Origin of the sequence: Kosakonia quasisacchari (assembly GCF_004331415.1) — a bacterium.
Taxonomy (GTDB): Bacteria; Pseudomonadota; Gammaproteobacteria; order Enterobacterales; family Enterobacteriaceae; genus Kosakonia; species Kosakonia quasisacchari.
On record NZ_SJOP01000003.1, the window covers coordinates 104,344 to 119,827 of the forward strand.

A 15,484-nucleotide genomic window follows, 5' to 3' on the forward strand; every position below is an offset into this window, starting at 1 on the left:
TTAAAACACCCCTACACGAATGGATTAATATTTTCCTTAATATAAACATTGGACACACTCTGAGTTTGCTTTATGGTCGCGTATTCTGGTCATAACCAAATATTAGGTTTTTAATTAGAAAAGTCAGTTGCTAATGTCGTTTGATTCATGCAACGTAATCACCTGTTTATCAAAGCATCCTGCCAAACATTAAAAAGGCACTTTAAATGCATGGATATAGGCGGACATGAATCATAGCGTGCGTCGCAAGATACTCAGCGTCGTCGGGATCATCACGGTAGTACTTCTACCGCTGGTGCTATCGCTATGGTTTGCGCATATCCGTGCGGTTAATGAAACAAGTACACAACTTCGATCGTTCGCCCAATTAGCACTAAATAAAACGGAGCGCGTTATCCAACAAGTGGATACGGTTCGCAGTGCGGCGGAAAATTATCACGGGCAAATTTGCGCACCGGAACACCGCGCGGCCATGCTCAATATCGTGCGCGGCAGCATGTATGTTTCGGATTTAATTTATGCCCGTGGCGATCACTTTTTATGTTCGAGCGTAATAACGCCCACGCAATCGTATACTATTTCACCAGCGGATTATAAACCCGCGCCCGATATTGCTATTTATTATTTTCGCGATACGCCTTTTTACGCAGGCTACAAGATGGTGTACATGCAGCGCGGAAATTATGTGGCGGTCGTTAATCCGCTCACTTACAGCGATGTGGCATCAGACAATACTGATCTGGCTTACGGTATTTACGATACCGTTACGCGTCAGTTTTTTTCCGTCAGCCAGAATGCGCATCTTGATAAGTTAGCTACGTTGTTACGCAACGACGATTTAACGTTCCAGCAGGATCAGCGCTTTTATACCATTGTGCATTCGGAGAATCGTCCGACAGCGATTATTGTTTCGACTTCCAGCAACCGCTATTTTCAATCTTTTTACCACCAGGTCACATTAACGCTGCCGCTGGGCGTGATTGGCAGCGTTATTCTGCTATTAATATTGTCGCGAACACGGCAGGAGTTTAACTCTCCACGCCGTATGCTCCACCGGGCGTTAATCCGACGCCAGCTTCGCCTTCATTACCAACCTATTATCGATATCAAAAATGGCACCTGCGTTGGCGCGGAAGCGTTATTGCGCTGGCCTGGGTTTAATGGGCCGGTCATGAGCCCGGCGGAGTTTATTCCGCTGGCAGAAAAAGAGGGCATGATTGAGCGGATTACCGATTATGTCGTCGACGAATTGTTCAGCGATTTGGGCGATTTCCTGGCAGTGATGCCGCACCTTTATATCTCGATTAATCTCTCTGCCGCTGATTTTCACTCGTCGCGCCTGATTTCATTGATTGCCAATAAAGCCAAGATGCATGCGGTGCGCGCTGAGCAGATTAAGATTGAAGTGACCGAGCGTGGGTTTATTGATGTCCCGAAAACCACGCCGGTTATTCAGGCGTTTCGCCAGGCGGGTTACGAAGTGGCGATTGATGATTTCGGTACCGGTTATTCGAATTTGCACAACCTTTACTCGCTGAATGTCGATATCCTGAAAATCGACAAATCTTTTATTGATACGCTGACGACCAACAGCACCAGCCATCTGATTGCGGAACATATTATTGAGATGGCGCAGAGCCTGCGTCTGAAGATTATTGCGGAAGGGGTCGAGACGGCGGAGCAGGTCACGTGGCTGTTAAAGCGCGGCGTACAGTTCTGTCAGGGTTGGCACTTTGCAAAGGCGCTGCCGTCGCAGGAATTTAAACGCTGGGTACAGCAGCCGCCTTCGTTAAAGTAATCGTCCATCAGGCATGATGTCGGTAATCGCTGGGTGTGCGATCAAACTCCCGGCGAAAGACGCGTGAAAACGTCTGTTGTGAGACATATCCCAAATCCATCGCAATATCAAAAATAGGCCGCTGCGTTGTTCGCAGCGCTTCCGCTGCCAGCACTAAACGGCGCTGGCGAATATAGTCACCCAGCGTTTGACGCATGACCGTGCGGAACATCCTCTGTAAATACCACTTTGAATAACCTGATTTTCTGGCGACTACATCAATGTTCATTGGTTGGTCGATATGTTCATCAATCCATTCAATAAGTGTCTGAATAATTTGCTGATGGGACATATGGCTTCCTCATTTCCCGATTCGTCGTTTTGTCTGGGAGCGAGTATAATTCCTCAAGTTAACTTGAGGTAAAGAGGTTTTATGGAAAAGAAAACGCCACGTATTAAAGCCTTACTCAGCCCTGGTGAAGTGGCGAAGCGCAGCGGAGTTGCCGTCTCTGCGCTGCACTTTTATGAGAGCAAAGGCTTAATCAAAAGTATCCGCAACACCGGCAATCAACGGCGCTATACGCGTGATGTGCTGCGCTATGTGGCGATCATTAAGATTGCCCAGCGGATTGGTATTCCGTTGGCGACTATCGGCGACGCGTTTGGTGTGCTGCCGGAAGGGCATACACTAAGCAAGAAAGAGTGGAAACAGTTGTCATCACAGTGGCGCGAAGAGCTGGACAGGCGCATCCATACGCTGGTGGCATTACGTGATGAGCTGGATGGCTGCATTGGCTGCGGGTGTTTGTCGCGCAGTGATTGTCCGCTGCGTAACCCTGGTGACCAACTTGGGCAGCAGGGCACCGGTGCGCGCTTGCTGGAAGACGATTGAAACGTACAAAAAACTAAAGCGCCCGTTGGGGCGCTTTAGTCGTTTTCCGGTCTTTGTCTTTCACTCTATCCCGCTCTGTTACGGGAGGGTTTCCCCCGACACCAGCACCCCTCAGTATGTTGGAGGTTCCGGGTTGTGCTGACACTTTTAGTGTAGGCCACGGTCGCATAATTGCTACTTTTTTGAGCAATTATTTTTGTCTTTTTTTTCGCCTGTATAAGTGTGGGTTTTCTATAGTTAATTTGTATAAATCCTCTGGAGAAAACCATGCTTACGGTGCATCACCTTAATCAGTCGCGATCCCAGCGCGTGCTCTGGGCGTTAGAAGAACTGGGCGTGCCGTACCAAATTGTCCGTTATCAGCGAGAAAAATCGATGCTGGCGCCAGAATCTCTGAAAAAAGTGCACCCGCTCGGTAAATCGCCCGTGGTGGAAGATAACGGACTGATCCTCGCTGAATCTGGGGCGATCCTCGAATATTTGCAGGAAACCTACGATCTACAGCAGCGCTTTAAACCGCAGGAGACAAAGCAGAAGCTGGATTACCGCTTCTGGCTGCACTATGCCGAAGGTTCGTTGATGCCATTGCTATTAATGAAACTGGTGATGAATAGCCTGGGTAAACCTCCGGTACCATTCGGGATTCGCAGCATTGGCAAACTCCTCGCTCAGGGTGTCGATAAAGCGTTCCTGAAACAGCAAATTGAAAACCATGCGCGCTTTATCGAGGGCGAACTGGCGCAGCATAGCTGGTTTGTAGGAAACCAACTGAGCATGGCGGATATTCAGATGAGTTTCCCGGTGTTCGCGCTGCTGTCGCGCGGTGGCGTGGATGATTTGCCCAATTTGCGCGCATGGAAAAAACGGGTAGAGATGCGTCCGGCCTGGCAGCGAGCCATTGTACAGGGTGGACCATTTGCTCTGCCAGGCGGCTAAAAACGATCGGCAAATGTTGCAAAGTTGCGCACCGACGATAACGTTTGCGCATCAGCCGGGCACTTCTTCGCCGCTTCGCGCGAAATTTCGCAAAAAGCGGCAAAGTTCAGTTGAAAAGCGCCATATAAACGCTGGATAATCGTTTGCCTTTTTTTGACCAACCGTTGTATGCGCGGAGTTAAACGTTTGCTTTTTTGTGGCCCCTTGTCACAACGCAGCACAGGGAGATGACGTTTAACCGGCAGTGGACTGTCCACCACGCATACCAACGCACAATAAAATTCTCAGGGGATGTTTCTATGTCTACGCCTTCTGCGCGTACCGGCGGTTCGCTTGACGCACTGTTTAAAATTTCTGCCCGTGGCAGCACTGTTCGTCAGGAAATCGTTGCCGGTTTAACCACGTTCCTGGCGATGGTCTACTCGGTCATCGTCGTCCCTGGCATGCTGGGTAAAGCCGGTTTCCCACCGGCTGCGGTGTTTGTCGCCACCTGCCTGGTAGCCGGTGTTGGTTCCATCGTGATGGGCCTGTGGGCGAATCTGCCGCTGGCTATCGGTTGCGCGATCTCTCTGACCGCCTTTACCGCGTTCAGCCTGGTGCTGGGTCAACATATCAGCGTACCGGTCGCGCTTGGCGCGGTGTTCCTGATGGGGGTGCTGTTTACCGTTATCTCTGCCACCGGCATTCGTAGCTGGATCCTGCGCAACCTGCCGCAGGGCGTTGCGCACGGCACCGGTATTGGTATCGGCCTGTTTCTGCTGTTGATCGCCGCTAACGGCGTGGGCCTGGTTATCAAGAACCCGCTGGATGGCCTGCCGGTTACGCTTGGCCACTTTGCCAGCTTCCCGGTGATCATGTCGCTGATTGGTCTGGCGGTGATTATCGGCCTGGAAAAACTGAAAGTACCGGGTGGCATTCTGCTGACGATTATTGGCGTGTCGATTGTGGGTCTGATTTTCGATCCGAGCGTGCATTTTTCTGGCATCTTCGCCATGCCGTCGCTGAGCGATGACAAAGGCAACTCGCTGATCGGCAGCCTCGATATCATGGGCGCGCTGAATCCGGTGGTGCTGCCAAGCGTGCTGGCGCTGGTGATGACGGCGGTATTTGACGCCACCGGCACCATCCGTGCAGTGGCGGGCCAGGCAAACTTGCTGGGTAAAGATGGCCAGATTATCGATGGCGGCAAAGCGCTGACCACCGACTCCCTGAGCAGCGTCTTCTCCGGTTTAGTTGGTGCGGCACCCGCGGCGGTGTATATCGAATCTGCGGCGGGTACGGCAGCAGGTGGTAAAACCGGTCTGACGGCGATCACCGTGGGCGTGCTGTTCCTGCTGATCCTGTTCCTCTCGCCGCTCTCTTACCTGGTTCCGGCCTACGCAACGGCACCGGCGCTGATGTACGTTGGTCTGCTGATGCTGAGCAATGTGGCGAAAATCGATTTTGCCGACTTCGTCGATGCGATGGCGGGCCTGATTACTGCCGTGTTTATCGTGCTGACCTGCAACATTGTAACCGGCATCATGATCGGTTTTGCTTCGCTGGTGATTGGCCGCGTGGTATCCGGTGAGTGGCGCAAACTGAACATCGGCACCGTGGTGATTGCCATCGCGCTGGTGGCTTTCTATGCGGGCGGCTGGGCAATCTAACATCGCTTTTCCTCTTCCTGTGGGCAGAGGACGTTGAGCGTAAATCTTTACACAATGGGCGACTTCGGTTGCCCATTTTTTTGCCCACAGCCCGGTTTCTTTGCGTTAAGCTGAAGGCTCTGGCATCAAGGTCTGAGGCCTTTATAACAACACATCGCAAACAGGGAACGCATGGAAATATTTTTTACCATTCTCATCATGACCCTTGTCGTCTCGCTTTCTGGCGTAGTGACTCGTGTTCTTCCATTTCAAATCCCGCTTCCGCTGATGCAAATCGCCATCGGCGCGCTACTGGCCTTTCCCACCTTTGGCCTGCATGTGGAATTCGACCCGGAACTGTTCCTGGTTCTGTTTATTCCGCCGCTGTTGTTTGCCGACGGCTGGAAAACACCCACGCGCGAGTTCCTCGAGCATGGCCGCGAAATCTTTGGCCTGGCACTGGCGCTGGTGGTGGTCACCGTGGTCGGGATCGGCTTCTTAATTTACTGGATGGTGCCTGGCATTCCGCTGGTGCCCGCCTTTGCGCTGGCGGCGGTGCTGTCGCCAACCGATGCAGTAGCGCTTTCCGGCATTGTCGGAGAAGGGCGTATTCCGAAGAAAATCATGGGTATTTTACAGGGCGAGGCGCTGATGAATGACGCCTCGGGCCTGGTGTCGCTGAAATTCGCCGTGGCGGTGGTGATGGGCACCATGGTGTTCACCGTGGGTGGCGCGACGCTTGAGTTTTTCAAAGTGGCAATCGGCGGTCTGCTGGCCGGATTTGTGGTGAGCTGGCTGTATGGTCGCTCGCTGCGTTTTCTCAGCCGTTGGGGCGGTGATGAACCGGCAACGCAAATCGTTCTGCTGTTTCTGCTGCCGTTCGCCTCCTATTTGATTGCGGAACATATCGGCTTTTCCGGCATCCTTGCGGCGGTCGCTGCGGGGATGACTATCACCCGTTCCGGCGTGATGCGCTCTGCGCCGCTGGCAATGCGTCTGCGCGCCAACAGTACCTGGGCGATGCTGGAGTTCGTCTTTAACGGCATGGTGTTCTTGCTATTAGGCTTGCAGTTGCCGGGCATTCTGGAGTCTTCGCTGGTGGCGGCAGAAGCCGATCCGAACGTCGAAACCTGGATGTTATTTACCGATATCGTGCTGATTTACGTGGCGCTGATGCTGGTACGTTTCGGCTGGCTGTGGACGATGAAGAGATTCAGCAGGCGCTTCCTGGTAAAAAAACCGATGGAGTTTGCTTCGTGGAGCGACCGCGAGCTGCTGATTGCTACCTTTGCCGGGGTGCGCGGGGCGATAACGCTTGCCGGTGTGCTCTCCATTCCGTTGTTGTTGCCGAGTGGCGATGTCTTTCCGGCGCGCTATGAACTGGTGTTCCTCGCCGCCGGGGTGATTCTGTTCTCGCTGTTTGTTGGCGTTATCGCACTGCCCGCGCTGTTGCAGCATGTTGAAGTGCGCGACCACGCGCAGCAGTACAAAGAGGAACGGATGGCGCGCGCGGCAACCGCGGATGTGGCGATTGTGGCGATTCAGAAGATGGAAGAACGCCTGGCGGCTGACACCGAAGAGAACATCGATAACCAGTTACTTACGGAAGTGAGTTCGCGGGTGATTGGGAACCTGCGACGTCGCGCCGACGGGCGCAATAACGTTGAGAGTTCGCTGCAGGAAGAGAATCTGGAACGCCGCTTTCGCCTGGCGGCGCTGCGCTCAGAGCGCGCCGAGCTTTACCATCTGCGCGCAACCCGACAGATCAGTAACGAGACGCTGCAAAAATTGCTGCACGATCTCGACCTGCTGGAAGCGCTACTGTTAGAGAATAAGTAAGCCCTGCGCCGGGCAGCCGTTTATGCGCTGTCCGGCCTGATTCATCCACTACTCGCTTTTCTCATCCAGCCAGAATCCTTTACAACATTGCAGCCACGCCTGCGCACTGCGCGAAAGGTAAACGCCTTCGCGCCAAATCATCCCCAGTTCCCAGCGCAAGTCGCTCTGTAGCGGGAGCCAGCGCAACGTCTGTTTATCCAGCCGCTGGCAGACCGGTTCCGGCAGAATGGCAATGCCCACGCCCGCTTGCACCATGGCGGCGAGAAAATCCCACTGGCCGCTGCGCACGGCGATACGCGGCTTCACGCCATGCTGTTGAAACAGCAACATCAACTGGCGGCTCAGGGCGAAATCTTCGTTGTAGATCAGCAGCGGATGTTCGGCGAGCTCTTCCGGCGTGACGACGTCGTGTTCGAGCCAACTGCCGGAGCGCGGCACCAGCACGCACATCGCATGGCTGAACAGCGGCAACGTAGCCAGGCCACTCTCTTCCTCGACTGGCAGCGCCGTCATCGCCACATCCAGTTCGCCATTGCTCACCGCCTGCTGTACGGTCAGACCGCCAAATTCAGCAATTTTCAGCTCTACACCGGGGTAGCGCTGGCTGAAGAGGTTGATTGGCCCGGCCATCAGCATGCCGACCATCGGCGGAATGCCGAGGCGCAAAATCCCTTTGTTCAGGTGGTTGATGTCGCCAAGTTCGGTTTCTAACTGGCGAAACTCCGCGAGGATCGCGATGCCGCGTTCATAAACCACGCGCCCGGTATCGGTGAGTAAGAGTTTGCGCCCGTCACGAATAAGTAGTGTGCAGTTCAGCTCATCCTCGAGATTTTTCAGCATCTTACTGATGGTCGGTTGCGTCACGAACAGGCGCTCCGCCGCGCGGGTGAAACTTTGCTGACGCACCACCTCCACGAAATAGCGCAGCGTTCTGATGTCCATAATTATTCCTTAGAACTATGTATGCGATGAGTTTAATTCATTTCAGTAGTGCATTGGGGCTCTCTATACTGGCCGCCTGCTTATTTGATGGAAAATCGTTATGGACGTGGCGTTAAGCCGTGTTACGCCTGCCCTTGTGCGTCGTTTACAGGTTCCGGTTCAGGTGTTGCTCTATGCCGGGCTGTTTATCTTTGCGCAATACCTGGTTCAGTGGCTGCATTTGCCGCTCCCCGCCAATCTGGTGGGCATGATACTGCTGCTGGGGTTAATACTTTGCCGGGTGATCCCGCTGAATTGGGTGCGCGCCGGTGCGCACTGGCTGCTGGCGGAAATGCTGCTGTTCTTTGTGCCTGCGGTGGTCGCCGTGGTTAATTACGCACAACTGTTGATGGTGGAAGGCTGGCGCATTTTTATGGTGATCGGTTTGAGCACGCTGTTGGTGCTTGGTGCCACCGCCTGGGTGGTGGATAAAGTCTACCGCTTTGAACTCAGCAGGCTGAAAAATGAGTGATTTCGCCTTAAGCCTGCTGTGCCTGGCGATGACGCTGGTGTGTTATTTCCTTAATAAACGCCTCTACCGCCGTTTTCGAAAATTGCCGCTGATGCCGCTGGTATTCACGCCGCTGCTGTTGGTGTTAATGCTGGTGTTCGGTCATATCTCCTGGCAGGACTACATCGGGGAATCCCACTGGCTGATGTGGCTGTTGGGGCCCGCAACCATCGCCTTCGCCGTGCCGGTGTATGACAACCTGGCGATTATTCGCCGCCACTGGATGTCGCTTTCGGCGGGCGTAATCACTGCTTCGGTGGTGGCGGTGACCAGCTCGGTCTGGCTGGCGCGCCTGTTTACGCTGCCGGATGAGATCCAGCGCAGCCTCGCGGTGCGTTCAATCACCACACCTTTTGCGCTGGCGGCCGCCGGGCCAATAGGTGGCCAGCCGGATCTGGTAGCGTTGTTTGTGGTAGTCACCGGCGTGTTTGGCATGGCGGTTGGCGATGTGCTGTTTCTGCGTTTATCAATTCGTGAAGGTGTGGCGAAAGGCGCGGGTTTTGGCGCGGCTTCGCACGGCGCGGGCACCGCACGTTCTTACGAGCTGGGCCAGCAGGAGGGTGTAGTCGCAAGCCTGGTGATGATGCTTTCCGGCGTGTTAATGGTGTTGGCTGCGCCCTTGATCGCCAGCGTGATGTTTTAGCTCCCCGCCTTGCAACAGGGAGCCGGAAGGTCAGTGCTTTTTCAGCCTTGCAACCAGTTCGAACTCGTTAAAGTTAACCGGGCGTTGCTGCTGCATCGACATGTTCCCGGCAATGCCGGTCAGGATCGACATCGCGCCTGCGCGGTGATCGGCGGCGCGTTTTAGCGGGTCATTGCCTGGCGTACCAAACAAGTCTGCCAGCATGGCGTTATCGCCGCCGCCGTGACCGCCTTCGCCAAGGGTGAAGGCGGCTTTCCACGGTTCGGCAAACATCGGGAACACGGTAATGTCGCAGGATTCAAGGCTGCCTTCATTAGCGCGTTCGCCACCGGCGTTCACATAGGATTTCTCGACGATTTTCATCTCCAGCCGTCCCTGGCTGCCGTTAAATACCACGTTTAACCCTTCCCACGGCAAGTAGGTATTCAGTGAATAGCTCAACTGGCACTGGTTCTGGTATTTCACCAGCACCGACAACGTATCTTCAATGGTGATGCCGTCGCTGAACACGCTCTGGTCGCGCCAGTAGTTATCTTCATGTTCCGCGTCGAGATAGAGCGCTTTTAACTGCGGGTTGTCCGCCATGTGCAGCGCGAAAGGATCATCGTGAGCAGCGGCATAGCCGTGTGTGCGTGGATAAAACTGCGTGACGCCGCGTTTTTCGGCGTTCTCTTTACCGTAAAAACGCAGCCCGCCTTCGGCATAAACCCGCTGTGGGTAGCTGTTGAGCCAGAAGTTCATCAGGTCGAAATGGTGGGTCGATTTATGCACCAGCAGCCCGCCGCTGTTGCGCTTTTCCCGGTGCCAGCGGCGGAAATAATCGGCGCCGTGTTCAGTGTTCAGTAGCCACTCGAAATGCACCGAATAGACATCGCCAATGGTGTTGTTCATCAGCAATTCACGCACTTTACTGTGGTGCGGCGCGTAGCGGTAATTAAACGCCACACGCACCGTTTTCCCGGTCTGCTCAATGGCATCGAGGATGCGCAGCGCGCGCTGTTCGTCAATGGTCATGGGCTTTTCGGTGATCACATCGCAGCCCGCGTGCAACGCGCGCACAATGTAGTCGTCATGGGTTCTGTCCATGGTGGTGACGATAACAATGTCTGGTCGGGTTTCGTGGATCATCGCGTCAAACTGCGCCGCTTTCCAGGTGGAAACGGGCGGTGCGTCTTCGTTTTGTAATAGCTGATTGGCGTAATCCATGCGCGTCTGGTTACTGTCGCAAAACGCCACCATGCGGGCATTCTCTTTCCACTGCCCGCCGATGGCGGAAATGTACAGCCCGGCGCGCCCGCCAGTTCCCACTAAAGCATATTTTTTCATCACAGCCTCTTCAGTCATAAATGAATTAACGTGCTGATGTATTAAAAACGTTGTTTCAATAAGCTGAGGGTACTGTAGCGCGCTGGCGTAAGAGGGGTAGAGAAAAGGCGGGAAAGTGTGATCCCCGGCCATTACTGACCGGGGTAAAAAGATTAATGGGCGCGGCCTTGCTCGATACCGATCCCGGTTTGCGAACGAATAAACTGCGCACGGAACTGTTCGCGCTCCAGTTTGCCGGCTTCGGTGTTATCGGTGGCGGAGAAGAACCAGATGCCGATAAACGCCACGGCAATAGAGAACAGCGCCGGGTACTCATACGGGAACACGGGTGCGGCGTGACCGAGGATCTGCACCCAAATTGTTGGGCCGAGGATCATCAGGATAACCGCCGTTAACAGACCCAGCCAGCCGCCGATCATTGCGCCGCGCGTGGTCAGCTTCGACCAGTACATGGAGAGCAGAATAATCGGGAAGTTACAGCTGGCGGCAATCGAGAATGCCAGCCCAACCATAAAGGCGATGTTCTGTTTTTCGAACAGGATGCCCAGCAGAATGGCGACAATCCCCAGTATCAACACGGTGATTTTCGACACTTTCAGTTCCTGGCGTTCGGTCGCGCCTTTGCGGATCACGTTGGCGTAGAGATCGTGGGAAACCGCAGAGGCACCCGCCAGCGTTAACCCGGCGACCACCGCCAGAATGGTGGCGAACGCCACAGCGGAGATAAAGCCTAAGAACAGGTTGCCACCGACCGCATCAGCCAGGTGCACCGCCGCCATATTGTTGCCGCCAATCAGCACGCCCGCCGCGTCTTTAAACGCCGGGTTTGCGCCCACCAGCATGATGGCGCCGAAACCGATAATAAAGGTCAGAATGTAGAAATAACCCATAAACCCGGTGGCATATAACACGCTTTTACGCGCTTCACGCGCGTCGCTGACGGTAAAGAAACGCATCAGAATATGCGGCAAACCGGCAGTGCCGAACATCAACCCAAGGCCGAGCGAAAGGGCCGATATCGGGTCTTTTACCAGCCCGCCAGGGCTCATGATGGCCGCGCCTTTCGGATGGACAGCCATCGCTTCCGTGAACAGGTTATTGAAGCTGAAACCAACATGTTTCATAACCATAAAGGCCATAAAGCTTGCGCCGAACAGCAGCAGCACTGCTTTGATGATCTGTACCCAGGTGGTGGCGAGCATGCCGCCAAACAGCACATACAGCACCATTAGCACGCCAACCAGCACTACCGCGACGTGGTAATTCAGGCCAAACAGCAGCTCAATCAACTTGCCCGCGCCGACCATCTGCGCAATCAAATACAGCGCGACAACCACCAGCGAACCGCAGGCGGAAAGGGTGCGGATGGGGCCTTGTTTCAGGCGATAAGAGGCCACATCGGCAAAGGTGTAACGCCCCAGGTTACGCAAGCGTTCGGCGATCAAAAACAGGATGATCGGCCAGCCGACGAGAAAGCCGAGCGAATAGATCAGGCCGTCGTAGCCGGAGGTATATACCAGCGCGGAGATACCGAGGAACGAGGCCGCTGACATAAAGTCACCGGCTATTGCCAGCCCATTCTGAAAACCGGTGATATTGCCGCCCGCGGTGTAGTAATCGTTGCGCGAACGCACCCGTTTGGATGCCCAGTACGTAATGTATAAGGTCAGCGCCACGAAAATGACGAACATAATGATCGCCTGCCAGTTGGTCGGCTGGCGTTGTACCTCGCCGGTGATGGCATCGGCGGCGTGAGCCGTAAAGGGAAGTGTGGCGGCTAGCGCCGTCAGGACTCTCTTCATGATGCTTTTACCTCGCTCAGAACCGCTTTTGTCAGACGATCAAACTCGCCGTTTGCCCGCCAGACGTACACGCCGGTCAGCACAAACGAAATCACAATCACGCCGATGCCAATCGGAATGCCGCGCGTGACGTTGGTGCCTGCATGTAATGGCGTACCCAGCCAGTGCGGGGCAAACGCGATAAGCAAAATAAAGCCGACGTAGATAATCAGCATGATGATGGAAAGCATAAAGGCAAACCGTTGCCGTCTTTCGACTAACTCCCTGAAATGCGCACTGTTTTCAATCTGTTGATAAATGTTATTCATCACAGAATTCTCCAGAGGTCTCCCCGTTGTCTTGCGCGCTGCCGGTGAGTTGGCCACACGTGCCCGCCCCAGTCACATCGCTATCTCTGCGCCTGGGAATGTGCGCGTTTGCCGCCTTCCTGCAACACGAAATCCATTAGGAATTGTAGGGTGAGGTGATTGTTTCCTCTCCTTGGAAGGAGAGCGTTATGGTTGCGTTTGCCCGCCGGAGAAGGCGCTTTCGCGCCGCTATCCGGCAGGGTTTTACGATTATTACGATGGCATGGTAATGGCCTGCTTCTCTTCGAGCAGTTTTTCCACTACGCCAGGATCGGCGAGCGTTGACGTATCGCCGAGATTGCTGGTATCGCCAGCGGCGATTTTGCGCAGAATACGGCGCATGATTTTGCCGGAGCGGGTTTTCGGCAGTGAGTCTGTCCAGTGCAGCACGTCCGGCGTTGCCAGCGGGCCAATCTCTTTACGCACCCAATTTCGCACTTCGGTGTACAGCTCCGGAGAAGGTTCTTCACCGTGGTTGAGCGTGACGTAAGCGTAAATAGCCTGGCCTTTAATGTTGTGTGGAATACCCACGACCGCCGCTTCGGCGATTTTCGGGTGCGACACCAGCGCCGATTCGATCTCTGCTGTCCCCAGACGGTGGCCGGACACGTTCAGCACATCATCCACGCGACCGGTGATCCAGTAGTAGCCATCTTCGTCACGACGCGCGCCGTCGCCGCTGAAGTACATGTTTTTGAAGGTGGAGAAATAGGTCTGCTCAAAGCGATCATGATCGCCAAACAAGGTACGCGCCTGACCCGGCCAGGAGTCGGTGATCACCAGATTGCCCTCGGTCGCGCCATCAAGCACGTTACCTTCGTTATCCACCAGCGCAGGCTGCACGCCGAAGAACGGGCGCGTGGCGGAACCGGCTTTCAACTGGGTAGCACCAGGCAGGGGAGTGATCATAAAACCGCCGGTTTCCGTCTGCCACCAGGTATCCATGACCGGGCATTTACCGTTGCCGATTTTTGACCAGTACCACTCCCAGGCTTCCGGGTTAATCGGCTCGCCCACGGAACCGAGAATACGCAGCGAAGCACGGCTGGTGCCATCAATCGCTTTATCCCCTTCGGCCATCAGCGCACGGATGGCGGTTGGCGCGGTATAGAGAATATTCACATTATGTTTGTCCACTACCTGGCTCATGCGCGCCGGGGTCGGCCAGTTCGGTACACCTTCAAACATCAGCGTGATAGCACCGCAGGCCAATGGCCCATACAGCAGGTAGCTGTGCCCGGTGACCCAGCCGACATCGGCGGTACACCAGTAGACATCATCCTGGTGATAATCGAAGACATATTTAAAGGTTGAGGCGGCATAGACCAGGTAACCGCCAGTGGTGTGCAACACGCCTTTCGGTTTACCGGTGGAGCCGGAGGTATAGAGGATAAACAGCGGATCTTCTGCGCTCACTTCAACCGGCTGGTGCTGGTCGCTGGCGTTATCAGTCAGCTCGTTCCACCAGAGATCGCGCCCTTCGTGCCAGTCGATTTTGCCGCCGGTACGCTTGAAAACGATGACATGTTCGACACTGTTGACGTTCGGGTTTTTCAGCGCGTCATCGACGTTTTTCTTCAGCGGGATATTGCGCCCGGCACGCACACCTTCGTCGGCGGTGATCACCAGCCGCGAGCTGGAGTCAATGATGCGCCCGGCGACCGCTTCCGGCGAGAAGCCGCCGAAAATGACCGAATGCACCGCGCCAATACGCGCGCAGGCGAGCATCGCCACCGCGGCTTCCGGCACCATCGGCATATAGATGGCGACCACATCACCTTTCTTAATTCCGAGCGACACCAGCACATTGGCAAAACGGCAGACATCGCGGTGCAACTCACGGTAGGTGATGTGTTTGCTTTGGCTTGCGTCATCACCTTCCCAAATAATGGCCGTTTGATCGCCACGTTCGGCGAGGTGGCGGTCAAGGCAGTTGGCCGCTAGGTTCAGCGTGCCGTCTTCATACCATTTAATGGAAATATTGCCTGGCGCGAAGGAGGTGTTTTTCACCTTCTTATAAGGCTTAATCCAGTCGAGGATTTTGCCTTGCTCGCCCCAGAATGTGTCAGGGTCAGTTACCGATTGCTGGTATTTGGCCTCATACTGCTCCGGATTAATCAGGCAACGTTCCGCAATATTGGCGGGAATATCGTGTTTATGAATTTGGCTCATGGCGATTGCTCTCCTTGTAAGATGTTAATAATATGTCACAAGAACGTTAATTGTAGGGCCTTTGCCAGCTTTGTTTACTATTTGCGCGATAGATCACGCATTAAATGAATTGTGCAAAAAGCGAGCAAAATAAATGTGCTGGTGCGCGAAAGAACGCAAAAAGGTGGAACGGAAAGAAAGACGCTTCATAACAGCAAGTTATGGAATGGGGCAGTTCGATTACGCTTACTATCGGCGTAAAAATGCAGGCTGATGCAAGTCTATGAAAATGCACTACTCGATTATTAGTCTGGTAATGGTTGGTGCTGTGTATTATTCACTGCGTTAACCACGAAAGGCAGACGAAATTTCGGTAAAAATTGGTCGGGATGGTATTTTTCGTGATTAAAAAATGCGCAAATGAACAAATTATGCGTAATAATTTCTAATGGTAAATATTGGATTTAGTCGTAGTGAAAAGTTTTTCATAACAAAGAGTTATTCATCATAACTGAAATAAAAGACGGTTTTTGAGTAAAAATTCAGTCAAACCCCCTCCCGGTATAGGGTTGCGCGTTACACCCTGCAAATGATACTGATAATGCGCGTTAAAAAACCCCGCAATACTGTGCGACGCTAATCATACCCTTT

At 54.1% G+C, this 15,484-nt stretch carries 13 protein-coding genes; 7 read left to right on the top strand and 6 right to left on the bottom strand.

Translation table 11 applies throughout. The features are described 5' to 3' along the window. Positions 1-226: 226 nt before the first annotated feature. Positions 227-1,798, top strand: coding sequence for an EAL domain-containing protein (locus tag E0L21_RS04265; RefSeq protein WP_131407078.1), 1,572 nt, complete (start codon positions 227-229; stop codon positions 1,796-1,798). A 7-nt stretch (positions 1,799-1,805) separates the two neighbouring features. Here E0L21_RS04265 and soxS read toward each other — a convergent pair whose 3' ends face one another. Further along, a complete protein-coding gene (gene soxS / locus E0L21_RS04270; RefSeq protein ID WP_131407081.1) occupies positions 1,806-2,129 on the bottom strand; it encodes a superoxide response transcriptional regulator SoxS in 324 nt (107 codons plus the stop codon). Positions 2,130-2,210: 81 nt separating this feature from the next. Here soxS and soxR point away from each other — a divergent pair, with 81 nt between their 5' ends. The 4 genes from soxR to E0L21_RS04295 all read left to right on the top strand — a co-directional run bounded on the left by soxR (position 2,211) and on the right by E0L21_RS04295 (position 7,072). Beyond that, a complete protein-coding gene (gene soxR / locus E0L21_RS04275; protein WP_131407083.1) occupies positions 2,211-2,669 on the top strand; it encodes a redox-sensitive transcriptional activator SoxR in 459 nt (152 codons plus the stop codon). A 267-nt stretch (positions 2,670-2,936) separates the two neighbouring features. Beyond that, positions 2,937-3,605: a glutathione S-transferase family protein gene (locus E0L21_RS04280; RefSeq protein ID WP_131407085.1), complete on the top strand. Its 669-nt coding sequence runs from the start codon at positions 2,937-2,939 to the stop codon at positions 3,603-3,605. Between the two features lie 299 nt (positions 3,606-3,904). Further along, on the top strand, positions 3,905-5,254 hold the full coding sequence (gene ghxP / locus E0L21_RS04290; protein WP_131407090.1) for a guanine/hypoxanthine transporter GhxP: 1,350 nt from the start codon (positions 3,905-3,907) through the stop codon (positions 5,252-5,254). A gap of 171 nt (positions 5,255-5,425) precedes the next feature. Further along, positions 5,426-7,072 (top strand): Na+/H+ antiporter, encoded by a 1,647-nt coding sequence (locus tag E0L21_RS04295; protein WP_131407092.1) that lies wholly within the window; start codon positions 5,426-5,428, stop codon positions 7,070-7,072. Positions 7,073-7,120: 48 nt separating this feature from the next. On the opposite strand, the gene E0L21_RS04300 is transcribed toward E0L21_RS04295, so the two are convergent. After that, positions 7,121-8,014: a LysR family transcriptional regulator gene (locus E0L21_RS04300; RefSeq protein ID WP_131407094.1), complete on the bottom strand. Its 894-nt coding sequence runs from the start codon at positions 8,012-8,014 to the stop codon at positions 7,121-7,123. Positions 8,015-8,114: 100 nt separating this feature from the next. Between E0L21_RS04300 and E0L21_RS04305 the strand changes: the two genes are divergently transcribed. Both E0L21_RS04305 and E0L21_RS04310 read left to right on the top strand, forming a co-directional pair. After that, entirely contained in the window at positions 8,115-8,525 is a 411-nt protein-coding gene (locus E0L21_RS04305; RefSeq protein ID WP_131407096.1) for a CidA/LrgA family protein, read from the top strand. Next, positions 8,518-9,207, top strand: a complete 690-nt coding sequence (locus E0L21_RS04310; protein WP_020456159.1) for an LrgB family protein — start codon at positions 8,518-8,520, stop codon at positions 9,205-9,207. Before E0L21_RS04305 ends, E0L21_RS04310 begins: the two co-directional genes overlap by 8 nt. Positions 9,208-9,237: 30 nt before the next feature. On the opposite strand, the gene E0L21_RS04315 is transcribed toward E0L21_RS04310, so the two are convergent. From E0L21_RS04315 to acs, 4 genes are all read right to left on the bottom strand, one after another. Beyond that, positions 9,238-10,533, bottom strand: coding sequence for a Gfo/Idh/MocA family protein (locus E0L21_RS04315; RefSeq protein ID WP_131407098.1), 1,296 nt, complete (start codon positions 10,531-10,533; stop codon positions 9,238-9,240). 152 nt (positions 10,534-10,685) lie between these two features. Further along, positions 10,686-12,335: a cation/acetate symporter ActP gene (actP, locus tag E0L21_RS04320; RefSeq protein ID WP_131407100.1), complete on the bottom strand. Its 1,650-nt coding sequence runs from the start codon at positions 12,333-12,335 to the stop codon at positions 10,686-10,688. Then, positions 12,332-12,646, bottom strand: coding sequence for a DUF485 domain-containing protein (locus E0L21_RS04325; RefSeq protein ID WP_170312050.1), 315 nt, complete (start codon positions 12,644-12,646; stop codon positions 12,332-12,334). Before E0L21_RS04325 ends, actP begins: the two co-directional genes overlap by 4 nt. Before the next feature lie 249 nt (positions 12,647-12,895). After that, positions 12,896-14,854, bottom strand: coding sequence for an acetate--CoA ligase (gene acs / locus E0L21_RS04330; protein ID WP_131407102.1), 1,959 nt, complete (start codon positions 14,852-14,854; stop codon positions 12,896-12,898). Positions 14,855-15,484 lie beyond the last annotated feature (630 nt).

What these genes read in the sequence shown, in the direction of transcription:
- soxS (WP_131407081.1), bottom strand. Translation starts at nt 2,129, where the DNA reads ATGTCCCATCAGCAAATTATTCAGACACTTATTGAATGGATTGATGAA.
- E0L21_RS04310 (WP_020456159.1), top strand. Translation starts at nt 8,518, where the DNA reads ATGAGTGATTTCGCCTTAAGCCTGCTGTGCCTGGCGATGACGCTGGTG.
- actP (WP_131407100.1), bottom strand. Translation starts at nt 12,335, where the DNA reads ATGAAGAGAGTCCTGACGGCGCTAGCCGCCACACTTCCCTTTACGGCT.
- acs (WP_131407102.1), bottom strand. Translation starts at nt 14,854, where the DNA reads ATGAGCCAAATTCATAAACACGATATTCCCGCCAATATTGCGGAACGT.
- E0L21_RS04305 (WP_131407096.1), top strand. Translation starts at nt 8,115, where the DNA reads ATGGACGTGGCGTTAAGCCGTGTTACGCCTGCCCTTGTGCGTCGTTTA.
- E0L21_RS04265 (WP_131407078.1), top strand. Translation starts at nt 227, where the DNA reads ATGAATCATAGCGTGCGTCGCAAGATACTCAGCGTCGTCGGGATCATC.
- E0L21_RS04295 (WP_131407092.1), top strand. Translation starts at nt 5,426, where the DNA reads ATGGAAATATTTTTTACCATTCTCATCATGACCCTTGTCGTCTCGCTT.
- E0L21_RS04315 (WP_131407098.1), bottom strand. Translation starts at nt 10,533, where the DNA reads ATGAAAAAATATGCTTTAGTGGGAACTGGCGGGCGCGCCGGGCTGTAC.
- E0L21_RS04280 (WP_131407085.1), top strand. Translation starts at nt 2,937, where the DNA reads ATGCTTACGGTGCATCACCTTAATCAGTCGCGATCCCAGCGCGTGCTC.
- soxR (WP_131407083.1), top strand. Translation starts at nt 2,211, where the DNA reads ATGGAAAAGAAAACGCCACGTATTAAAGCCTTACTCAGCCCTGGTGAA.
- E0L21_RS04300 (WP_131407094.1), bottom strand. Translation starts at nt 8,014, where the DNA reads ATGGACATCAGAACGCTGCGCTATTTCGTGGAGGTGGTGCGTCAGCAA.
- ghxP (WP_131407090.1), top strand. Translation starts at nt 3,905, where the DNA reads ATGTCTACGCCTTCTGCGCGTACCGGCGGTTCGCTTGACGCACTGTTT.